The organism is Providencia sp. AGC89 (assembly GCF_053543535.1).
The window spans coordinates 199,390-220,590 of the sequence record NZ_JBIXLP010000090.1; the positions used below are offsets into that span (position 1 = coordinate 199,390).

General features: G+C 38.8%; 20 protein-coding genes, 1 tRNA gene and 4 pseudogenes. 10 read left to right on the plus strand and 15 right to left on the minus strand.

What is annotated here, in order from left to right:
* Positions 1-43: 43 nt before the first annotated feature.
* Both ACIPUA_RS19430 and ACIPUA_RS19435 read right to left on the minus strand, forming a co-directional pair.
* Positions 44-451, minus strand: a complete 408-nt coding sequence (locus ACIPUA_RS19430) for a DUF2628 domain-containing protein (protein WP_048606024.1) — start codon at positions 449-451, stop codon at positions 44-46.
* A 192-nt stretch (positions 452-643) separates the two neighbouring features.
* Positions 644-1,024 (minus strand): DnaJ family domain-containing protein, encoded by a 381-nt coding sequence (locus tag ACIPUA_RS19435; protein ID WP_042845917.1) that lies wholly within the window; start codon positions 1,022-1,024, stop codon positions 644-646.
* 457 nt (positions 1,025-1,481) lie between these two features.
* On the opposite strand from ACIPUA_RS19435, the gene ACIPUA_RS19440 reads away from it, so the two are divergent.
* Entirely contained in the window at positions 1,482-3,053 is a 1,572-nt protein-coding gene (locus tag ACIPUA_RS19440; RefSeq protein ID WP_042845449.1) for an AbgT family transporter, read from the plus strand.
* A gap of 147 nt (positions 3,054-3,200) precedes the next feature.
* Here ACIPUA_RS19440 and ACIPUA_RS19445 read toward each other — a convergent pair whose 3' ends face one another.
* Positions 3,201-3,518, minus strand: coding sequence for an MGMT family protein (locus tag ACIPUA_RS19445; RefSeq protein ID WP_042845448.1), 318 nt, complete (start codon positions 3,516-3,518; stop codon positions 3,201-3,203).
* Between the two features lie 232 nt (positions 3,519-3,750).
* Here ACIPUA_RS19445 and ACIPUA_RS19450 point away from each other — a divergent pair, with 232 nt between their 5' ends.
* Entirely contained in the window at positions 3,751-3,873 is a 123-nt protein-coding gene (locus ACIPUA_RS19450; protein WP_257786029.1) for a hypothetical protein, read from the plus strand.
* A gap of 31 nt (positions 3,874-3,904) precedes the next feature.
* On the opposite strand, the gene ACIPUA_RS19455 is transcribed toward ACIPUA_RS19450, so the two are convergent.
* The 8 genes from ACIPUA_RS19455 to ACIPUA_RS19490 form a co-directional block, all read right to left on the minus strand.
* Complete coding sequence (locus tag ACIPUA_RS19455) at positions 3,905-4,156, minus strand: DUF6538 domain-containing protein (protein WP_052219319.1); 252 nt, start codon at positions 4,154-4,156, stop codon at positions 3,905-3,907.
* A gap of 446 nt (positions 4,157-4,602) precedes the next feature.
* Positions 4,603-5,058 carry a hypothetical protein gene (locus ACIPUA_RS19460; protein ID WP_449060025.1) on the minus strand — a complete coding sequence of 152 codons (456 nt, stop codon included), beginning with the start codon at positions 5,056-5,058 and terminating at the stop codon, positions 4,603-4,605.
* Positions 5,059-5,061: 3 nt separating this feature from the next.
* On the minus strand, positions 5,062-5,274 hold the full coding sequence (locus ACIPUA_RS19465; RefSeq protein WP_230089002.1) for a hypothetical protein: 213 nt from the start codon (positions 5,272-5,274) through the stop codon (positions 5,062-5,064).
* Between the two features lie 97 nt (positions 5,275-5,371).
* Positions 5,372-5,692 carry a hypothetical protein gene (locus ACIPUA_RS19470; protein ID WP_449060026.1) on the minus strand — a complete coding sequence of 107 codons (321 nt, stop codon included), beginning with the start codon at positions 5,690-5,692 and terminating at the stop codon, positions 5,372-5,374.
* A 94-nt stretch (positions 5,693-5,786) separates the two neighbouring features.
* Complete coding sequence (locus tag ACIPUA_RS19475; protein WP_449060027.1) at positions 5,787-6,521, minus strand: outer membrane protein; 735 nt, start codon at positions 6,519-6,521, stop codon at positions 5,787-5,789.
* Positions 6,522-7,148: 627 nt separating this feature from the next.
* A complete protein-coding gene (locus ACIPUA_RS19480; protein WP_154628749.1) occupies positions 7,149-7,985 on the minus strand; it encodes a DUF932 domain-containing protein in 837 nt (278 codons plus the stop codon).
* Between the two features lie 59 nt (positions 7,986-8,044).
* Positions 8,045-8,470, minus strand: coding sequence for an antirestriction protein (locus ACIPUA_RS19485; RefSeq protein ID WP_449060028.1), 426 nt, complete (start codon positions 8,468-8,470; stop codon positions 8,045-8,047).
* 90 nt (positions 8,471-8,560) lie between these two features.
* Positions 8,561-9,433 carry a GTPase family protein gene (locus ACIPUA_RS19490; RefSeq protein WP_449060029.1) on the minus strand — a complete coding sequence of 291 codons (873 nt, stop codon included), beginning with the start codon at positions 9,431-9,433 and terminating at the stop codon, positions 8,561-8,563.
* Between the two features lie 264 nt (positions 9,434-9,697).
* Between ACIPUA_RS19490 and ACIPUA_RS19495 the strand changes: the two genes are divergently transcribed.
* On the plus strand, positions 9,698-9,856 hold the full coding sequence (locus ACIPUA_RS19495) for a hypothetical protein (protein ID WP_238563468.1): 159 nt from the start codon (positions 9,698-9,700) through the stop codon (positions 9,854-9,856).
* A gap of 398 nt (positions 9,857-10,254) precedes the next feature.
* Here the strand turns inward: ACIPUA_RS19495 and ACIPUA_RS19500 are convergent.
* Positions 10,255-10,416 (minus strand): annotated as a pseudogene (locus ACIPUA_RS19500) (integrase core domain-containing protein); the annotation flags it as partial.
* A 133-nt stretch (positions 10,417-10,549) separates the two neighbouring features.
* On the opposite strand from ACIPUA_RS19500, the pseudogene ACIPUA_RS19505 reads away from it, so the two are divergent.
* Both ACIPUA_RS19505 and tssD read left to right on the plus strand, forming a co-directional pair.
* Positions 10,550-11,310, plus strand: a pseudogene (locus tag ACIPUA_RS19505) (IS5 family transposase).
* Between the two features lie 694 nt (positions 11,311-12,004).
* Positions 12,005-12,307, plus strand: a pseudogene (tssD, locus tag ACIPUA_RS19510) (type VI secretion system tube protein TssD); the annotation flags it as partial.
* On the opposite strand, the pseudogene ACIPUA_RS19515 reads toward tssD, so the two are convergent.
* A pseudogene (locus ACIPUA_RS19515) lies at positions 12,297-12,533 on the minus strand (thioredoxin family protein); the annotation flags it as partial. The pseudogenes tssD and ACIPUA_RS19515 overlap by 11 nt on opposite strands.
* A gap of 225 nt (positions 12,534-12,758) precedes the next feature.
* Positions 12,759-13,265 (minus strand): hypothetical protein, encoded by a 507-nt coding sequence (locus ACIPUA_RS19520; protein ID WP_281111359.1) that lies wholly within the window; start codon positions 13,263-13,265, stop codon positions 12,759-12,761.
* 628 nt (positions 13,266-13,893) lie between these two features.
* On the opposite strand from ACIPUA_RS19520, the gene fumC reads away from it, so the two are divergent.
* The 3 genes from fumC to ACIPUA_RS19535 all read left to right on the plus strand — a co-directional run bounded on the left by fumC (position 13,894) and on the right by ACIPUA_RS19535 (position 17,989).
* Positions 13,894-15,339: a class II fumarate hydratase gene (gene fumC / locus ACIPUA_RS19525; RefSeq protein WP_104873228.1), complete on the plus strand. Its 1,446-nt coding sequence runs from the start codon at positions 13,894-13,896 to the stop codon at positions 15,337-15,339.
* Between the two features lie 35 nt (positions 15,340-15,374).
* Positions 15,375-17,168, plus strand: coding sequence for an NAD-dependent malic enzyme (locus tag ACIPUA_RS19530; protein WP_449060030.1), 1,794 nt, complete (start codon positions 15,375-15,377; stop codon positions 17,166-17,168).
* 152 nt (positions 17,169-17,320) lie between these two features.
* Positions 17,321-17,989, plus strand: a complete 669-nt coding sequence (locus ACIPUA_RS19535) for a YoaK family protein (RefSeq protein ID WP_281110634.1) — start codon at positions 17,321-17,323, stop codon at positions 17,987-17,989.
* Positions 17,990-18,441: 452 nt separating this feature from the next.
* On the opposite strand, the gene ACIPUA_RS19540 is transcribed toward ACIPUA_RS19535, so the two are convergent.
* Positions 18,442-18,574, minus strand: a tRNA-Met gene (locus ACIPUA_RS19540).
* Between the two features lie 103 nt (positions 18,575-18,677).
* On the opposite strand from ACIPUA_RS19540, the gene ACIPUA_RS19545 reads away from it, so the two are divergent.
* Positions 18,678-19,958 carry a tyrosine-type recombinase/integrase gene (locus ACIPUA_RS19545; RefSeq protein ID WP_154611511.1) on the plus strand — a complete coding sequence of 427 codons (1,281 nt, stop codon included), beginning with the start codon at positions 18,678-18,680 and terminating at the stop codon, positions 19,956-19,958.
* A gap of 2 nt (positions 19,959-19,960) precedes the next feature.
* Positions 19,961-21,112, plus strand: coding sequence for a hypothetical protein (locus tag ACIPUA_RS19550; RefSeq protein ID WP_449060031.1), 1,152 nt, complete (start codon positions 19,961-19,963; stop codon positions 21,110-21,112).
* The last annotated feature ends 89 nt before the right edge of the window (positions 21,113-21,201 follow it).

Genomic DNA, 21,201 nt, shown 5'->3' on the forward strand with positions numbered 1-21,201 from the left:
TAAAAATTAGCTACTTTTAAGCCGCCATTTTATTTTTCTGCCGCTATACCATGCGTATCCCTTCGAATGGGTTCCAACCATCTAGCCCTTTAGTTTCTTTAATATAGTAAGCATAGTTAGCAACCATCGCCCACATCACTGAAATACCTACCGATAACCCAGTATAAGCACCATTAGGGATAGTTCCACCCACCATAAAATCAATAATATTTAAGACAAGGCCTATCGCTATAGAAATACCAAGCATCACCAGACCTTTCTTCCAAAGCCCTAATATTAGGAAGTAAATAATACCGAAGAAAAAAGCAAAAAAATTCATGTTAATTAAAAGGCGCTCGCCAAAGGACGCTGCTTTTAATGCAGTTTTAAATTCAGGTGTACTCGGTGAGCCATACTTTTCAAAAAAGTCGAAACGTTTTTGCCATTTATTAGAGTATTGTTTTTGTTCCATTTCCCATTCCTTGTTGATATATAATATAAAATAGGGATTGATAATACTTATATGTTTATATAAAAACAGTGGGAAATAGTCTTAATATGACTATTGCAGAGCTTTCTTAATACAGTATGCAAAAGCTATAAATAGAAAAGATATTAAGAAGATAAAAGGTTAGTGGCTATTTACTAATCTATTTACGTAAAGTTACTTTGTTTCTGAATTATTGGTTATTTTCTCAGAAATAGAGTTTGAGTAATTACCATGCAAGAAGTCAGTATTTACATTGGCTTGTCTAAGTTTTAATTCAAGTAAAGCAAGTTGTTTGCTAATGCTTGAATAATTGGGGTCATCGGTTGAAAGACTTTGCAACATATTACTTAATGTCAGAGCATCTTTTCTTTGCTGTAATTCTGGGGGTAAATACCCCGAATTTTTCAAGAGCCGATACCCAGCCTTAAGCTCTGGTGGAACCAAACTATCATCTTCAAGCTGCAACGGCTGACCTTCTCCCTTTAAACTCGATAGTTCACCTTTGTTTAACGCTTCTTGAATATGGCGTTCAGCCCAAAGATCGATAACTGACATAATAGTGACCCCGAAAATTGATTTTATACCATTATAGCCTTTCATATTCGCTGAATGAAGGCTGGTATATTATGCTTCATTGGTGTTGTTATTACGAATAATCAATAAGGTTTTATCGAGTATTTATAAATGGAGGTTTAACTATTTATATAAAATAAAACTGCTAAAAATTGATATATATTTAGTGATAAATGATGAAAAATGGTTATTAATAATGTGTAAATTGTTATGTTGAGCACATTTATAGAAATTAATTTACGAGGCTTTCTTTGGTGTTATATCTCTAGTTTAATTAAATTAATAGTTTTAATAGCTGATTAAGTGATTGCACTCCTGATTTTTATGAATCTTATGTCTAATTTGTATAAATTTTGTTGATTTGCAATTATCTATTTGTAAATAGCAAAAAAGAAAAACATTGTGTAATGTCCGTTTTTCTTGTTTATAAGGAGAAAATATGGAACAAAAAAAGCAAGAGGGAAGCCGTTTTTTGCGAACGGTAGAGTGGTTAGGTAATGCTTTACCACATCCCGTTATTTTATTTATTATTTTGATTGCCATTTTATTAGTTTCTTCAGCAATTGGTCAGTACTTTGGTGTCAGTGTGGTTGATCCTCGTCCAGAAGGCGCAAAAGGGCGCGCGGAAGATGGTATTATTCACATTGTGAGTCTATTGGATGCCGAAGGGATCCGAAAAATTATTGCCAATGTTGTCACAAACTTTACAGGGTTTGCACCATTAGGGACGGTGCTTGTCGCACTATTAGGGGTTGGGATTGCAGAACGGGCAGGCTTACTATCTGCCGCTATGCGCTTAGTTGTGACCAAAGCTCCACGAAAATTAACCACTATGGCGATTGTGTTTGCCGGGATCATGTCAAACACCGCTGCAGAGTTGGGCTATGTGGTTCTTATTCCACTGGCTGCCATTATTTTCCATTCATTAGGTCGTCACCCTTTAGCGGGTCTTGCTGCTGCATTTGCTGGGGTTTCAGGCGGCTATTCAGCAAACTTATTATTGGGTACAGTTGACCCGTTACTTTCTGGTATCACTCAGCAGGCTGCACAAATCATTGACCCAACGTATATCGTGGGTGCAGAAGCAAACTGGTACTTTATGTTTGCCAGTACGTTTTTAATTACTATTTTAGGTTATTTAATCACTGAAAAAATTGTTGAGCCGCAACTCGGTCCCTATACCGGTGGTGCGGTTGATGAGGATGAAAATAGCCTCTATGCTTCGGCAAATGTCACCCCACTAGAGAAAAAAGCATTATTTTGGGCCTCTGTGACTTTTTGGGGATTGGCGGCGATTCTGGCGTTAATGGTAGTACCAGAAAACGGAATATTACGTAACCAAGATACTGGGTTAGTTAGTAACTCTCCTTTCTTGAAAGGAATTGTGGTCTTTATTTTTGTTTTCTTCGCGGTTCCAGGGATTGTGTACGGCTATATTGCCAAAACCATGCGCTCAGATAAGGATATTGTTGACGCAATGGCAGGGGCAATGAGTACACTTGGTTTATACCTTGTTATTATTTTCTTTGCAGCACAATTCGTCGCTTTCTTTGGCTGGACAAACATTGGGCAAGTTATTGCGGTTAAAGGTGCTAACTTCTTAAATAGTATCGACCTTCACGGTGGTGTTCTATTTATTGGCTTTATTCTTATCTGTGCATTTATTAACTTAATGATTGGCTCTGCATCCGCTCAATGGGCTGTTACTGCGCCTATCTTCGTACCGATGTTGATGTTGGCGGGTTATGCGCCAGAAACTATCCAAGCGGCATATCGTATTGGGGACTCAGTCACTAATATTATCACCCCAATGATGAGCTATTTTGGGTTGATTATGGCGATTGTCGTGAAATATAAAAAGGATGCAGGTATAGGGACATTGGTTTCAATGATGTTGCCATACTCTATTATCTTTTTTATCGGATGGTCAATATTCTTCATTGTCTGGGTATTTGTATTAGGTATTCCAGTCGGACCGGGCTCTCCAATTTATTTTACTCCGGGTAGTTAGTTTTTTTATTAGGTATAACCTGTCTTAAAGAGGGTTATACCTTTTTACTTTTAAGCGATAGGCTACAATACGCGTTTGGCTTAGCCAGTGCAGTCAATTTATGGTGAGGAGGATGTGAATTTCAGCGTGTAGGTTTTTGTTTAGGAATTAATCAAGCCCTTCCCATAAATAGTCTTTCAATTTTATCTTATCGTTCAAACCAAAAATAATACCTTCATCTATCAGTGCTTGTTTATGGCGCAGATAGCACTCGCCCTTAACGGATAATTTCCCCTGACCATTAATGATACGGTGGCAAGGTAAAGTACTGCCCGCCGGAATGGTTCGAATTGCTTGGCAAACTTGGCGTACATGGGCTGGGTAACCCGCCATTTTCGCCAGCGTTCCGTAAGTCACGACCCTACCTTTAGGGATGCTTCCTATGAGGCTATAAATGATGTCTCGAAAAGATGGCGCATTGTTCATGGTTATGGTCTCAATTACGATGAGTGTTGGGTTTCAGTTGTGTGGATGTAATTTAACGGGGTGATTAATCCTATGTTAAATTTTAAACTAACAAAGCTGGTGATTAATCGAGTGTTTATTTTTTATTGTATTTCTAATTAAAAAAATAACTAATATCATTCCTTTATATTTATAACAGATGACCCATCCTAAATAAAGTAGACACTTTTCCAATCTAAAATTGGATAACGTAATGAAAACAATCAATAAACGAACTCAACGCGATTATTCCCTTGTCTTTAAATTGCAGGTTGTTGACCAAGTTGAAAAAGGCGAAATGAAGTATAAACAAGTCCAAGAGCACTATGACGTATAAGGTTGCTCTACTGTAAGCATGGTAGGTTAAATTAGTTGGGCGGTACCCTTAATACTCTTTGTAGAGGTTCAGTTATGACCCAATCTTCTGAACAACAAACGCCTGAACAACGCATTAAGGCAGTAATGGCTGGAGCTTTACGTTTTGCCTCTGCAAGATCTTTAGTTTTTAGTGAACGTTTAAGCTCACCTTTTCCGAGGGTGTCTTTAAGTTCGGCAGGTACTGCCATTCTGAGGGTGTAAACCCCGTGCCGGTTCTTAGTTGGCTGTATCATCGTACTCATGAATGTACCACCATTCTGTACCACCGCGAAGCGGATACGGTGATAAGTGAAAGATAGAATTCACTGACAAACCAATAAGTTGATGATATAGAAAGCAAAAACCCCCGCCGAAGCGAGGGTTATAAATGCGTGGTGCCGGACTCGGAATCGACTTTTTATCATAACATCGTGTATTTAAAGTAATTAATTAAATTTGGTTTAATTTGTACCCTCAATTGTACCCTCAGTCCCTAAAATAGTATTTGCCGAGCACCAAAATGATCTCTTTTTTGAGAATATGATTTCGATTTCTATTAGGAAATAATGATACACCATGATATCGAAAAGAGCAGGGATCCACATGGAGGCCTGTTTATTTGGTTTCTTACAATGATAATGAATGAGATGATTGATATCAATGAAAAATGGCCCAATTTTGATGGGCCGATAAACAAAATAGAAGGGGATCAGTGGGCAATATCGCGATAAAATACGGCATTACATTCAAAGTCGGCAAAAATTTTTGCCCTGTTTTTAGGATTGGGGGTAAACTGACCAATCGGTTTATCATTGGCGTACACTGCAAATGAGTTTGCTTTTGTTATTGCTTGCGTAAAGAGAGTCCAGGCATTACCTTCACTACGCGTTTTGGTTTCCTCCGGAATGTAATAGACTTCATCGTCAATAACAAAGGCGATATTGTTTGTATCGATAGGATGTCCATCTTGATAAAGATAAACGCCATTATCATATTCCTCATCAGCAGCAATATTACAGGCAAGAATAACACTGAGATGTTTATCATTACTGATACCGTACTCCATATAGCCTTGTGCGAAGGTTGCCGACCAATAATTGGGGATAGCGAATGCACTTAGTGAGCCGCTTATGAGAACACAGGCTAATAGTATTTTTTTCATCATCATTTAACCTCTGCGATGTTGAGAACAATATTGAAGCGCTTTGGCGGAATAACCGAGATATTGGCGTTGTTCTTCCGTTAATGATTGTGCCGTATTGATTTTTGATGCCATAAATTGGGCGAGTTTGTCTTCAGGGAATTTTTTAGTCAGAAGAGTGAAGGCGCATTCACACTCCTGTTTATTAAAGGCATTACTGTTGTTAACACATTGATGCATAAAAACCTCTTTGGGTGACTCTGAACAACTGGTTATCAGGAATAAGCTCAAAAGGAGCAGATATAAACGAAATAGGTTGCGATTTTTCATTGGATATTCAGCCATAAAAGAAAGAGTACACAGGGATTAGCCCGACAAACCAGCCAATAACTTGAGGGCCGATAGCCCAAAAGAGCTTGGCTTGTATCAGTCCTATCGCACCTTCGCGTGTTGTGATGTAATCAGGCATAATTGCGAGTCGTATAGCATTACTGATAAACATGCCCACTCCGGTGCCTAATCCCATGACAACGAAAAACTTAATCCCCGCCCAAACACCGTAGATATGACCGGTAGGGGAAATCCAATTATAAACAACGACAATTGCGCTAATGACAAAAGCAATTAGCAGGTATTTAATAAAAGAAGATGAGTTCATGTAACCACCTTTTTTAGGATGTAAAATAGCCAACATCAAAAAGGCATGTTGGCTAGGTAAGTTGAGGGTAATCTATAAGGTTGAATGCCAGAGATTAGAATCGATAAGTCAAACCAAATAGGATATCGTTGGCCTTCACTTTGATTTTTGAGGTGTTTTCCCCATCGCCCACCACTGTCGTGATGTCGGCTTTTCCGGCATCTAAATAGCGATAACTCAGACCCATATCCCAATCGTCATTGATGGCATAGTTCACCCCCGCACCGACACTCCAGGCAAAGTTATTGGCGGTATGCGTGTGAGTATCATGCAGAGAGAGCCCTGGGGTATAAGCATCAGCGCGGGTGGTTTTAAAATCCACGGCCGCATAGCCTAGCCCGACAGAGATATACGGCGTGAAATTTGAGCTATTTTTAATGTCGTAATACCCATTGACCATTAACGTATTGAGTTTGATTTGGTTTTTAATATCACGAGTTTGATGTACGCCATTACGCACACGGTCGCGGATGTTGTAGGTTGAATTCGCTTTATCACGCGCCATAAATTCCAATTCAGCCCGAACAGGGATATCAAACTGATTGGAAAAGTCATAACCCAACGCAAGTCCGCCGCCAAATACACCCGTACGATGGCTATCTCCATTTTTTGTACCATTATCACCGGCATCAGCATAGCCGCTGTAGACAAATTGCTGACCTGACATCTGCACAATGGATGCACCCATTTTCCCCGTGACATAAAGCCCCGTTTTACTGTCATCCGTGTTAGCGAATGCCGGTAATGAAATGCACCCCATTAGGGCGGGAACAATAAACGCTTTTTTCATGATTGATTTCCTTTTAATCAATATCACATTAAGTATGGTTGAATCGCGTTATATCAGTGGAAGGCATGAAAGATTTGACTCAATCACCTTAATATCACTGACATAAAGATAATTTAGCGTGAGATAGTTTAACTTAATCGATCTGTTTTACCTATCAATAATTAAAATACGATCGGTAATATCGATCATATCTATCAATAAACGGTTATCGATCGGTGTAATCGATCAACTGTTGTTTCGGTGCTTAAATAAGAAAAAGAGTTGATGAGAGAGTGAGTCAAAATGGACAGGAATAAAATGATGTTTAAAGAATGCTCTCCTTTATTAAATAGGTTGGTATGCTCGATATTATCAAGCACCAAAATACGGGATAAGTCTTTATGTTAGCGCTAACGCTTTATAAGCAACGCCGTTTACTCATGTTATAGATATGAAAACCGAACTCCGTTAAGACCCAATCGTTTGATGTATTCCATTGAATCATTCCTTTTTTCTCCAGCGAATTGAGTGTTCTTTTGTTGCAGAGTGAGCCATAATTGAGTTTCACATTACTCAAGGTTTTTAGTTGCCGTTCTGATAATTTCATCGCGTTCACCGTAAGATCCAATTATTTAACGTATACTGTGGCTATAGTTGTTCGCGTCCAGAAAAGTGCGCATGCATTTGTTCTGTCAGTACCCACAACGCTTTATTGAGCTTAATATCCCCATCAATTCCATTCACTGAACGCGTGCGAGCGCGTTTACCTTTAGCATTCCTGCCGGATAATCCTCCTTTAATTAAATTTTCTTGCAAACGTTGGTAGACGGTCCACAAATCGTCTTTCTTATCTTCAAAGCGGCGAGGTTGTAACACTTGGGCTTCAGTGATCGGTTGATGTTCTTCGCCATAACGATACATGAGAGCGGCTTGGGCGAAGATCTGTTGTGCTGGTGGCGGTAATAGTAAGGACTGCATTTGCTCACGTTTTTCAGCGATAGCATCAAACGTATCTAACACTTCGTAAGCCCCTTCAATCACTTTATCGACGACATTACCTTTATGGGGAACTCTGACCTCCCCAAAGGTATCGCCACAAACCAGCCCATTTTGACAAACATAGCGAAAAAAGCCCGGTAACATTTGATAACTACTTGAACCATCATGGCTATTAAGTAAGATGATTTCAGGCACTTGGCTACCCGTAATTTGGTCATGACGTCGGAGCCGTAACATATGCTTAGTATGATCACGACGGCTGTCATCTCGCACACGAGTTTGGCATGCAAAGAACGGATAAAAACCTTCTTTTTGCAGGCTATCCAATAAGGTAATCGTAGGAATATAAGTATACTTTTCGCTACGAGATTCATGCTTTTCTTCAGAAAACACACTGGGTACGGTGCGAAATAACTCTTCGAGAGTTAACGGGCGGTCACGGCGAATGCTATTCGCCGCACCAAAGCGGGATGCTAAGCGAGTCATAATGAATTTCCTTTAAAATGAAGTGGATAGGTAATACGAAGGCGTAAATAAGGACGTGGTTAATCGATTAGATGGAAAATGGCGGAACGTTCTGGGTGTTGCGCAGCATAATCACGCAATTGATAAAAGCGATCGACGAGGGTGTCACTTTCCGTTTGAAATGACCATAAGCTGTACATCATCAAACACACGGCAATGCCTGCGGCTTCACAACTGACGTTGGCTTCGTTACCGTTATGTGGGTTGAACAGCGTCAGTGTCTCTTGAGGTAAATCGGGATAAATAAAAGCGCCACCATTGGATAAGGTGCAATATTCCCAATACCCACCCTGATAGTCATCACAAAACTGCCCCATAGTGGTAAAGATGACCACTTCAAAGGTGCTCCAGCCTTTCACGCTTCCGAAGTAGTTGATCCAAAAATCCAGGCGTTGCTCATCAGGAACGAGTGTCATTGTAATTGCACATTCAGTTGAATTATTCATCAGTTGATACTCCAAGAAAAGAAATAAAAAAGCGCCAATCCTGTTAAGGACTGACGCTGAGAGTGATAATTAATGGGGTAATGTAAGAGGTTAAAAGAACAGGCTCCACAGGGATTTAGCGACGGATACGATACTGTTTTTAACGGTGCTAACCGTACTTCTTATCAATGGCGGCAGTGGAATGATATCGATTAAGGTCTCGATGATATCCCCGACACATTGCCCAAAATCGTTACGTGCGGCGTTCTCCACCGATTGCGTCCGGTAAGGGTTGTTCAGTTGCCTGGCTACTCCGCTACTGGCTTGCGCCGGTAACGCCTGTATGAGTTGCTCTGCTAATTCAGTGAGTTGATAGTTTTCGACCGCAGAAACTGTTATCACAGGATGATGCGGCTTAAAGGCGGTTATGACGGCGTGTTGCTTTAATTTTAAGTTATAGGTCTGCTCTGAGGATGGCTGGTGGTTGTGTTCATTCCACTGGCGACAAGGCTCTATTTTATCGGCTTGGTTCAAGACAAATAGAAATTGATTAGGTTGGTAACCGCATTTCTTCGTGAGAAAGCGATAACACTGTTCATCAGAAGACCATGCTCTGTCATCGGCCTTGAGTACCCAAATGATAAAATCGAGTTCTGGTAATAAGTTGCGATAGAGCTGGTGGTACTCTTTATCCCGCTCAAGGCTTTCCCCCACGCCGGGTAAATCTACAAAAGTGAGAGTATGGTTGTTCATCGTCATGCAGAAGCGTTGGGCTTGGCGTGTGCAGCCTGAAACATCACTCACAGGTGATAATGACGATTGGAATAGTGCGTTGATAAGACTGGATTTTCCCGCTCCCGTTTTACCCATCAAACCGATGATGGGAGAGTAGTTGATTAGGTGACTGAGTTGGTTGAAAAAAGAGGTTTGGAATGAAGTCGGTAGAGTCGATAGGAGGGTTTTAAAGTGAGCGTTCTGATGCATATTACTCCTTGAAATAAAAGAAAATGATAGCTATTCAAGGAGATAATATATATCTGAGATTTTTTGTAATACTGAGTTGCCCTTATTGAGTCTCATTACGCTGAAAATGATGATGAGCCAGATAGTGATTGGACTCAAAATGTTGTAAAACATAACGCCCAAGATCATCCTAATGCGTTTTTTACTAAAATTACTAAAGCTGTGTTAGGGCTATATAGTGAAGATGAACTATCAGAAGATACACGCTCTAATTTCTGGGAGCATGTGGCGTTTTACAACTACGTACAGGGCATTGTTGGGGAGTCAGGACGAATTAGGCCAACGAATGAAATGTGGGAAGAAGCAGAAAAGCTGTTTTTAGCCGTTATAGAATCATTGAAGCCCGATGTAGTTATAGTATTAGGCTCTATGTTAGGTGAATAGGTTCCTGCGTTAAATGATAATGTTAAAGTAGCCTATTTGTATCACCCATCAAGTGGTTATTTTAATTATGAAGGCGCAATACCAACCATTAAGAAAGTAATGGACGATGCTAAACGAGAAAGCAATTCTTAACGTTTTTCTAATGCCAAAACCTTAAGAAATCCTAAGATCATTACCGGTGAGATGTTAACAATTGTAAACGTTTTGATACTAACATTTGCTAACGTATTTCAGTCAATAACTCCTCACGAAACCTCACGCTTTTGAAACTGTAATTACTAGCCAAAACTAGCCTTGCTACTACAGAAAACTACAGGTTGAACTTAGTTATTGCGTGAAACCTAATATGAATTAAAATGATTAGGTCGATATTTATTATGGTGTATTTGACCCTATATTTACAGGCGTTTTTTATCACGTATTTCATTATGGGCTCGACGCCGGAGGCACTCTCGCGGAGAACGATAACCCAGTGCACTTTGAGGATGCCATTCATTGTAATGCTCGAAGGCTGCCGCAAGATTCTTTACTGCCGTTAATCCATTAGGTTTTGGCATTAATATTAAAGCCCAACGAGGTTTTACATTAAGAACCTATCCCAAAAGGAATTGTCAGATAATACATAATGATAATTTCTGAGGGCGAAGCATAGTGGGCAACAAGTGGCAAATCAGTGATGGACTCTGGGAGAAAATGGCTCCTCTCATACCGGAGCATAGAACTCAACACCCGCTGGGTACGCACCGCAAGCGGGTTGATAATCGCGCTGCAATGAACGCCATTTTCTTCGTACTCAGGACGGGTTGTCAGTGGAATGCGCTGAATGCCACCGGTATATGCTCGTCAACCTCTGCTCATCGCCGATTTCAGGAGTGGCGGGATGCTGGAGTATTTGAACGCTTCTGGCAAAACGGGTTGCTTGCTCGCGAACAGTTGGACACTATTGACTGGTCGTGGCTGTCGATGGATGGTTGTATGACCAAATCACCGCTGGCAGGCTCAAAAAAACAGGCAGGAACCCTATAGACCGGGGAAAACGGGGCGTAAAGCGCAGTCTGATGACTGACGGGAACGGGCTTCCGCTTGCACTGGTTGTCGCCGGAGCAAATACGCACGACATAAAGCTGGTTGCGGATACGCTCGATGCCCTCCAGACGGGCAGACCGGGCAAGAGGCTCCGGTTGTGCATGGACAAAGGGTATGAAGCGGAATGGTTGGGAGCGTATCTGAAAAGTCGTCGCTATGAACCTCATATCCAGTCACGGAAGGATGAATCAGAAGCCATCAAAAACACGGATTTTAAGGCCCATCGCTGGGTTGTAGAGAGAACACACAGTTGGATGAATCGCTACCGTCGTGTCCTGACTCGTTGGGAGAAGAAGGTCGAGAATTATGAGGCGATGCTGCATTTTGCCTGTGGTATCATTGTCTGGAATAAAATCCTTTTGGGATAGGTTCTAAGCATGAAATAAATGGTAATTTGATAGGAATTTTAGAAGGAGCCAACTTATATAATTGTATGGGCTGTCTCGATTACTTATGTAAACACTTAAGGTCCTATGGCGAAGATCTATCTAATATCATTTCTTTCGTATCTATATCGGTAAAAGGGATTGAAAAACTAGAATTAGTGCGTGGTGCATTACTAATTGCAAAAGAAAGACTCTCAGAAAAAGATCATCTAAAAAAGATAAGTAAAAATTTACTATCTCTAGCTAATTTCTATGTAACACTTGCTACGCGTAGCAAGTGTTACTAATCGCTAATCAATAATTTTTCATGATAGTGTAGGATATCTGTACCCAATTGCGATGACACTTCTGATAGTGCTTTAACTTGATAAAATTGTTTTTTGAACATATCGAACCTCCAACATAATAGTATGAAGGTTCATAACCCCATCATCGGTGAATTAGATACAATAATTCAGATCTATTGATACACAGGTATTTGAGATAACAATGCTATTCAACTCCCTATAGCGTTGAAGCATTACTAATTGATTACTATTAATACCGCTGACCTTTGTAAACTAACTATTCACTCGACTTCTGCTCGGCGCTCTATAAACTTCGGGCTCACCATCGTCTTTTAGGTCTATTTCGTATGAGCAGATCGCTGAATAACATCGATGGAGATCACTTTACTATGCCAACTCCGTGCTATATCTCCATCGAAGGTAAAACCCAGGGCAACATCACCGCCGGTGCATTTACGGCTGAGTCTGTCGGTAACATCTATGTACAGGGTCACGAAGATGAAATGCTGGTTCAGCAGTTTGACCATGTGGTGGCGGTTCCGCTGCTGTACAACGCCCTGGCTGCCGGTGAAATGCAACCGAAAGTGCAGCTGAAATGGTACCGCACCACAGTTGAAGGTAAGCAGGAGCATTTCTTCACCACCGCGCTGGAAGATGCTACTATCGTCAACATAGACTGCAAAATGCCGCACTGAAGGGGTTTAGCTCGTCCTTAGTGGGCTCCACAACACCAGATTTCGGCTTCATTAGCTCTTCAGACTCGGCTGGCTCCGGAATGGCCTGATACCAAAACCAGCCTTCCTGACCACGCTGATAGAATGGTCCATCACTGGCATGGGCGGGCAGGATGAATAGAAAGAAAATAATGATTGGGATGGTCACCCATAGGATGAACCAAGGTAACAAGGGGGTTCTCATTGTCAGCTCCCGAAAATTTCATAGAGCTAACATGCTAAAGATCCCAGTAAGTGCGATTGGCCAGATAGATGAAGGAATTGTGTGTGTTTCTGACTAGCTTTTGTGAACAGAAAAATGGCTGCAACCTTGAAATTTGTTCGAAACAAAGTTGATATTGGTTTGCTGTCTTTGATACCCAACTTTAATAACAGATACTGAAATTAACATCATCTTAAATAGAACCCATCATACGGGAGACTCGCAGTTTGGACACTTTATGTTAATTGAAGACATAGGCATCAAAGACAAATAAGTCCAATACTCGCCATTCTTAATTAATCGTGTATTGCATGCACCACAGTGGGTATACACGGTAAAGTGTGTACACTCATTGCACCGATACCAACGCTTTTGATTATTTGAACTCATTGATTTCGTTACATCAACTACTTTTTCAGACCCGCAAGAAACACAAAAATTCACCGCATGAGTATCATCCGATGCTCCTCGAAAAGGTGTATTGTCTTCAATGCCGTACTGTAGAAACATCCCTAGCATACGTTGGATTTCATCAAGATAGCGTTGCGACTTCATTGGGTTAGCACATACTGCACCATAGTTTGTAGCTTGACGTTGATGGTATGCTGGCTCCCAATCAAACATGGATAGTTCGCCCAAATAACTGTCTTTCGCCCATTCTTGTGGAGATACGACTTTCTCAACCGCATCTAACACGGGGTGCAGAACAAACACACTGTTTTCTACGGTTGGGCTAAAATTTGATTTACAGCTAATATATTGAAACTGAAAAACAATATATTTTTTGTTAGCGAGTTATATGAGAAAACCAGTGTTTTCATTATGACCCGTCTTGAGTAGCCCAAATGGGGAAAATTATTCATCGATACTACTTATTCATCGATACTACAATGGTAACCCCATGTCACAGTATTTAACTCATCATTATTGTATTATTGGAATACGTAATTAATTTTATTATTTTAAATATTAATTTTTCAGTTTATTCTGCTATCTCCTAATAATTTTAATATATTTCCAAAATGAAACAATTCATGCTTCTTGTCTAGCATATTTATTTTCTTAAGTAATAAAAATAAACCATTATCTTTCCTTTGGTTAAATACAATCGAATAAAGAGTATATTAGCCATGAATCAGTTATATCTACATTTGATTATCGTTAATTGATTTATTATTTTTTTATTATAATTTACCTTTGACTTTTGTGTTTTTTACTCTATTTTATAATTAAATGTTTATTACTATTTCTATATCTTCTTTTTTAGAACATATTTAAAACTCTAATTTTTTCCAGCAATGATTATTTATTAAAAATAAACCTAGTCATTTTAGGAGTTATCATGGAATACAAGCTTAATAAGAATATCCCTATAGGAACTAATGCTACTGGATTACGAGAAGAATTCGATAGTATGGGAAAAGTAAATGTTCCCGCAGATCGCTATTGGGGTGCCCAAACACAACGCTCATTACAACATTTTAATATCGGTAATGATCTCATGCCAAAAGAGGTTTACCACGCCTACGGCTATGTAAAGAAAGCTTGTGCGTTAGTTAACTTTGCTGCTGGCAGATTACCCGATTGGAAAAAAGATGCCATTGTTATGGCTGCTGATGAAACTATCAGTGGTCAGCTTGATGACCATTATCCTCTCTATGTATGGCAAACTGGCTCTGGTACGCAATCAAATATGAATGTCAATGAGGTACTTTCTAATCGAGCAATCCAATTATTAGGCGGTACATTAGGGACTCAATCGCCTATAGGCCCTAATGATGATGTGAATATGGGGCAATCGTCAAATGACTCATTCCCAACTGCAATGCATATCGCTGCAATTTTTGCGATTGATGAACAGTTAATTCCAAGCATTGAAAGTTTAATTCAAGTTATTGAAAAAAAAGCTGACTCATGGATGACCGTGGTTAAAATTGGTCGCACACACTTAGAAGATGCAGTTCCCCTCACCGTTGGCCAAGAGTGGCATGGATGGGCAGGTCAGCTCAAAGACGCGTTGGAAGACATTAAACGCAGTAAATTAGACCTGTATAAACTTGCGATAGGTGGTACCGCGGTAGGTACGGGTTTAAACGCACCAAAAGGCTTTTCAAAAGATGTTGCTGAAAAAATTGCAGAATTAACACAAAAACCATTTGTTACAGCACCAAATAAATTTACTGCTCAAGGCTCTTTAGATGCATTAGTACGTGCTCATGCGGCTATTCGAGGACTTGCGGTTGCATTGATTAAAATCGCCAATGACATGCGTTGGCTAGCCTCCGGTCCTCGTTGTGGCTTCAGCGAATTGATTTTACCGGCAAATGAACCAGGTTCTTCAATCATGCCAGGTAAGGTGAATCCAACACAGTGTGAAGCGATTGTCATGATTGGTATTCAAGTGATGGGAAATGACTCTGCAATATCTATTTCTGGTAGCCAAGGTAATTTTGAATTAAATGCAATGCGCCCTGTAATTATTAATAATTTATTACACTCGATTCGCATCATCTCTGATGGCTGTCATAAATTCAGAGAGTATTCTGTTGAAGGCACTGAATTAAATAACACCAAAATTACTGAGTACGTCAATAATAGCGTAATGCTAGTCACTGCTCTCTCTCCAATTATCGGATATCAAAATGCAGCTCATATCGCAGAAAATGCGATTGCAAAAAACATCACATTAAAAGAATCAGCTATTTCTTCAGGAAAAATAAGCGAAGAGGACTTCAACAAATACGTCAATCCTATTGATATGACAGGTAATGGTTTATCTGGTGCTTAATTTATTTTTAAATAATCCAATTATGAGGTTTTTATATGTATAACCGCCAAGCTGAAATCGTTGTTGAGAATAACATTCGTAAAATAAAAACTACAGCAAGAGGATATCAAGTATTACGAGATCCATCCTTAAATAAAGGAACCGCGTTTACTGAAGAAGAAAGAAAAGCACTGGACTTAAACGGTATTCTTCCTCCTGTTATTACAGAAGATATGGAAGTGCAATTAGACCGTTCTTATCGCGCTTATCGCGAATGTCGTACAGACCTCGATAAACACATCTATATGTGGCGACTTCACGACAATAATGTCACATTATTCTACGCTTTATTACAGCGCCATATGTTAGAAATGTTACCTGTCGTATATGACCCTGTTGTCGGAGAAGCCATTGAAAAATATAGCGAAGTGATAACACGCCCAAGGGGGTTATTCTTAAGCATCAATGAGCCCGAATTAATTGAAGAGAAATTACGTGCATTTGGTGCAGAAGGCAATGACATTCGACTGATTGTCACAACCGATGCAGAAGAAATTTTAGGTATTGGTGACTGGGGATCAAACGGTATCGATATTTCTGTTGGTAAATTAGCAGTATACACCGCTGCTGCCGGTGTTGATCCACACAGCGTCATTCCTGTTGTTCTGGATGTTGGTACAAACAATGAAAAACTATTAAACGACCCTTCATACGTTGGTAATAGACATGAACGTATTCAAGGCAAAGTATATGACGATTTTGTTGATGCCTACGTTAAAGCCGCAAGAAAACTTTTCCCAAATGCCGTCTTACACTGGGAAGATTTCGGTTCAACCAATGCACGCAGCATACTCGATAAATACCGTGCACAATTTGCCACTTTCAACGATGATGTACAAGGTACAGGAGCGATCGTACTTGCAGGTCTATTAAACGCCGTTAAATTGAGCAAAACATCGTGGACTGAGCAACGTGTTGTTGTATTTGGTGCAGGAACAGCAGGTTGTGGGATCGCTGACCAGATCCGTGACCAAATGATCCGCAGCGGACTTACGCGTGAAGAAGCAATTTCACGTATTTGGCTCGTTGATCTGCCTGGTCTGCTAACATCAGACATGACAGATGACTTACTGTACTTCCAAAAAGACTACGTTAAAGATATCCAAAGCGTAAGCAACTACCCAAGAAAAGTTGTTGATGTTTCTGTGGAAGCACAAACACGCTGGCCTGCCATGGCGAACATTCTGGCCAAAAGCAATAAATCTAAAGGGATCATTGACCTTGCCTCTGTCATTGAGCAAGTAAAACCCACCATCTTAATTGGTACATCTACCCAACCAGGCGCATTTACCGAAAGCATCGTGCGTAACATGGCAAGTAATGTTGAACATCCAATTATTTTCCCTTTATCGAATCCAACATTATTACACGAAGCAACACCACAACATTTAATCGAATGGACTGATGGTCGCGTATTTGTTGCAACAGGCGCCCCCTTTGATGATGTCATTTATAAAGATGTTTGCTACAAGATTGGTCAAGCAAACAACGCAGCATTATATCCAGGGCTAGGCTTTGGAGCCATTGTATCGCAAGCTGAAAAAATTACTGACGAAATGATTTTCTCTGCAGTACAAGCGGTCGCAAGTCAAGCAACTCTAGGAGCGCAAGGCGCATCATTATTGCCATCTAACGAAGATTTGCGTATTACATCCAGTATCGTGGCATTAGAAGTGATGAGAATGGCAAAATCGCAAGGCGTGGCAAAAGTGGACCCAACACTTTCAGAAGTGGAAGTTGTTAGAACTGCTGCATGGTGGCCAGTATACTTACCGGTAGAAGCTATTTAATTATTTAAATAATCATATTGATACCCTAAATAATTTAATATGTTATTAGTTTCCTCATTGTCACTTAAAGAACATTGAGTACTGTTTATAAATAAAACCTGACATCTTTAATCAGATGTCGGGTTTCTTTCATTTTACTAAGGTTATTGATAATGAAGTTATTTTCACACCTTGAACCACACACTCATCCACTTTTCTTTCTGTTGCTAACGTTTATTGGTGGTTTTGTAGACTCAAGCTCATTTGTTATTTTTGGTGTATTTACCGGACATCTCACGGGAAACAGCGTACTGAGCATGATTTACATCTCTCAAATGAATTGGAATATGCTCTTCATCTCAATTGTTTCTATATGTGGTGTTTTCTTAGGTACATTATCAGGTAGCTATATTCGAACAAAAACTGCTTCACTTTTAGCCTATTCATTAATTATTAGCTTTGAATTTATCTTATTTGCAATCGTTTTTTCACTCTACTTTTTTCTACCTGCTTTCTATTCCATGAATATCGCCGTCTTTTTGATCAGCCTATCAATGGGGTTACAAAATGGTTTCTTCAATAAAGTTGGTAGTGTCAGCATTCATTCTACCTATATCACAGGTATGACAACCTCTTGGATTGGAACGATAATAAAAAGAAATGAAAATGGGGATATCCAAAGAATAACCCTATTTCTCTTTATTATCTCATTCATTATCGGTGCACTAGCGGGAGGCTTTTTGTCAGTAAATTACCATTTTTTAGGCTTTTCAAGCGTCATAGCGCTATTATTAATCGCTCTAATTTATAGTTTACTAATAAATAAAAAACGCAGCTTGTAAAATCCCTCCCCTTCTAAAGGCATCTTTAAATCAGAACCTTTATGTAGGGGCTATGTTTTTATGCACAAGATTATTTTTTAATATATATCAATTGATTAAGCCATAAAATAAATAATACTAATCCGAAGTTGGGGGGACAGTCTTTGACAAAAAATAAAGTAAAGTGGATTTAGCTGAGTCTATTATTCTGAAAAATTGCTCAGAAAATTTCCGATTTTACGCATACATAGCCACTATTAATGTGCTAAAAGGAATGAATAAAAATAATTCAACGTTGATAGATAAATAGTGCCCACTCTCAATTCATTGGATCACATCAACAGCGCGGCGCAGATGCAGCGCTACCCCACGAAATAAAAAAGTATTCATATTCTTTGTCGCCATTGGCTTTTAGATACAAAAAAGCCACTTCGTTAAAAGTGGCTTAATGCGCTGATTTAACAGCTAAAATTTGGTGGCCCCTACTGGACTTGAACCAGTGACCAATCGATTATGAGTCATGCATAATACTTGTTCTCACATTTCTTAAATTGTTCTCAATCTGTTTTTTTATTATTAAAATTCATACTGTTAAAATAAAAAGCCGTTCTCATTCGTTTATTTTAATACCTAATTGTTCAAACGCTACCTGACCCATTACCTGACCTGATATAATAATCAGGTCTCTTACTTTGTTGGTGATAATCAAATGAATTTAACCGAAACAGCCATTCGTGCTTTAAAGCCTAAAACCTCAGCCTACTATTCTTGGCACCAAAGTTCACAGAGAGGTACTGGGCGCATTGGTATCAAAGTACAACCCTCTGGGAAAAAAGTATTCTACTTTCGCTATTATGTAAACAAAGGCAAAAAAGAAAAGTTTATCCAAATTGGCCTATGGCCTGAAATGAAGCTAGCGACTGCAAATGAAATTGCTAAAACATATAGTTTATGGCTCAGCGAGGGTAAAGATCCAACCAATGAATTAGATATCCTTAAAAAGGAAGAACAGCAATTAGCCCAATTTAATAATAGCCAAGGTTCTTTTGAGCAATTGATACATGGCTATGTTAATAAAATGAAACAAGATAATAAACGTACATGGCAAGATGTCTTAAAAAGGCTGGAAAAAGAATGCTATGAGCAGATCCCTAGAGGCACAAAGGCAAAGGATGTAACACCAATCCAAATTAAAAACCTGTTAAGTACTATTATCCAACGTGGGGCGGTTGTACATTCAAATCGGATACGTTCATATTTAATGGCTGCTTTTAACTTTGGGATTAAGGCTGATAACGACCCTATGAATGCAAATAATGGTATCACATTTGGATTAGAGTCAAATCCTGTTTCAATGATACCTAAACAATCAGCTGCCGAAAAAGTCGGTAATACATGGTTAAACTGGGAAGAACTATCATTTATCATGAATTCAATAGCTGAAACCTCTGGTGTTGGTATCCTCATGCAACACTTAATTAGGCTATGTATATTTACAGGCGGACAGCGACCTTATGAACTCATTGCAAGTCAGTGGGGTAATATTGACTGGAAAACTAAAACACTACTTATTACATCTGATATTTCCAAAAATAAGCGCGAGCACCTTATTCCTCTCACAGATTCCGCACTATCAGAGCTTGAAGCTATCCAAAAACTCACCTCTCACCTCAATAGTAACTATATTTTTCCGTTATCTAAAGATGGAAAAAGACCAACAAGAACAGATAGCCTAGCACAAGCAATTGGCTACTTTAGGAAATACCATCCAGATTTTAAACACTTCACAGCAAGAGACCTTCGCAGAACCTGTAAGACCTTAATGGGAGAGATTGGTATAAGCAAAGAAATCCGTGATAGAATTCAAAATCATGCTTTAAATGACGTCAGTTCTAAGCATTATGATAGATATGATTATCTAAACGAAAAACGCGTAGCCTTGACTAAATGGGAAGAAAAACTAAATCTTTTTGGTAATATAAGTGAGTAGCCATGAATAATCTTAATAAATTTAAATGTTTAAAAGATATAGAGCTAGAAACGGGTATTTCAGCTGATGAAGTATTAGCGAACTGGCGAAAGTATAATATTAATTTATATGTTAACTTTGATAATGAAGTAGGTTATTTAAAATGTCGTTCACCTTTAGAACCTGAAATTGATGGAAAATATTGCTCTCCAAGTTTTCCACCTGAAGTTAGTGGTATTGAAGATATTAGAAAGTTTAAATATGATAATACAACGATTGAAGATGTTCCAAACAGCAACATCATAAAAGGTCAGGCATCTGGATTCTGGGTTATTTTGCCTCCTATAAATAATGATTGCCCCACATTTCTTTTAAATCGCTACATGGGATTGGGTCACCACTGTACAGAGTATCATCAAGTTTGCCAAGTTTTTGCTATAAAAGATGAGCAGGATTTATCTGAACAAACAGATTTAATGAATATAAAAAATAGAATAGATAGAAGAAACTTTGATTTTGAACTAGAAAATAGATTGAAGGTAAATAAATATAATTTGTTTGTAAACTTATGTGCAGTTGAATTATTATATGGAATAAATCCTACTGTAAAAAAAGTGGGAGTGTCAAATCCCCCTAGTAGCCCTAAAGAAACAGAAAAAACAGATAAAACAGAAAAAACAGAAAAAACAGATAAAACAGATAAAACAGATAAAACAGATAAAACAGATAAAACAGATAAAACAGATAAAACAGATAAAACAGATAAAACAGAAAAAACAGAAAAAATAAAATTGGAAAGTAAAAGCCTTGACAAGAACGAAATCACAATGAAGTTCATTGGTTATTTACTAAAGAAACATTATTTAAATCAAGAGAATGCTGATTATGAATCAATAGCCACAACATTATCAAACGAATACTACGAATTAAAAAATAAAGAATATCATATACAACAAGAATCTATTAAGCGTTGGTTTGATAATCAAATGTTTAAACGAAGATCACAACTAGCATATATAGTTTTATATACTATAATTTGTAAGCATTATACCGATGATATATGTCAAAAAAAAATAATTGAAAATATCCCCCAAGAGCTAAGATCAAAACTAAAAATCAATGAAGTCATTATCATGTATTGGATGAAAAATTTAAAACGCTACAAATTAATTTAATTAACAGTTCCCAGTTTCTTCACGACTGGGAGCTGTATAAATCAATTTACAGAGGATTAAATTAAAGGGGCTGTCCTAGATAAGGTTTA

Excerpts from the sequence above, each read along its gene's own strand:
- ACIPUA_RS19455 (WP_052219319.1), bottom strand. The coding sequence starts at position 4,156 with ATGAGTACGATGATACAGCCAACTAAGAACCGGCACGGGGTTTACACC.
- ACIPUA_RS19550 (WP_449060031.1), top strand. The coding sequence starts at position 19,961 with ATGAATAATCTTAATAAATTTAAATGTTTAAAAGATATAGAGCTAGAA.
- ACIPUA_RS19470 (WP_449060026.1), bottom strand. The coding sequence starts at position 5,692 with ATGAACTCATCTTCTTTTATTAAATACCTGCTAATTGCTTTTGTCATT.
- fumC (WP_104873228.1), top strand. The coding sequence starts at position 13,894 with ATGGAATACAAGCTTAATAAGAATATCCCTATAGGAACTAATGCTACT.
- ACIPUA_RS19460 (WP_449060025.1), bottom strand. The coding sequence starts at position 5,058 with ATGATGAAAAAAATACTATTAGCCTGTGTTCTCATAAGCGGCTCACTA.
- ACIPUA_RS19480 (WP_154628749.1), bottom strand. The coding sequence starts at position 7,985 with ATGACTCGCTTAGCATCCCGCTTTGGTGCGGCGAATAGCATTCGCCGT.
- ACIPUA_RS19465 (WP_230089002.1), bottom strand. The coding sequence starts at position 5,274 with ATGCATCAATGTGTTAACAACAGTAATGCCTTTAATAAACAGGAGTGT.
- ACIPUA_RS19450 (WP_257786029.1), top strand. The coding sequence starts at position 3,751 with ATGAAAACAATCAATAAACGAACTCAACGCGATTATTCCCTTGTCTTT.
- ACIPUA_RS19430 (WP_048606024.1), bottom strand. The coding sequence starts at position 451 with ATGGAACAAAAACAATACTCTAATAAATGGCAAAAACGTTTCGACTTT.
- ACIPUA_RS19445 (WP_042845448.1), bottom strand. The coding sequence starts at position 3,518 with ATGAACAATGCGCCATCTTTTCGAGACATCATTTATAGCCTCATAGGA.
- ACIPUA_RS19475 (WP_449060027.1), bottom strand. The coding sequence starts at position 6,521 with ATGAAAAAAGCGTTTATTGTTCCCGCCCTAATGGGGTGCATTTCATTA.
- ACIPUA_RS19485 (WP_449060028.1), bottom strand. The coding sequence starts at position 8,470 with ATGAATAATTCAACTGAATGTGCAATTACAATGACACTCGTTCCTGAT.
- ACIPUA_RS19440 (WP_042845449.1), top strand. The coding sequence starts at position 1,482 with ATGGAACAAAAAAAGCAAGAGGGAAGCCGTTTTTTGCGAACGGTAGAG.
- ACIPUA_RS19435 (WP_042845917.1), bottom strand. The coding sequence starts at position 1,024 with ATGTCAGTTATCGATCTTTGGGCTGAACGCCATATTCAAGAAGCGTTA.
- ACIPUA_RS19535 (WP_281110634.1), top strand. The coding sequence starts at position 17,321 with ATGAAGTTATTTTCACACCTTGAACCACACACTCATCCACTTTTCTTT.
- ACIPUA_RS19490 (WP_449060029.1), bottom strand. The coding sequence starts at position 9,433 with ATGCATCAGAACGCTCACTTTAAAACCCTCCTATCGACTCTACCGACT.
- ACIPUA_RS19530 (WP_449060030.1), top strand. The coding sequence starts at position 15,375 with ATGTATAACCGCCAAGCTGAAATCGTTGTTGAGAATAACATTCGTAAA.
- ACIPUA_RS19545 (WP_154611511.1), top strand. The coding sequence starts at position 18,678 with ATGAATTTAACCGAAACAGCCATTCGTGCTTTAAAGCCTAAAACCTCA.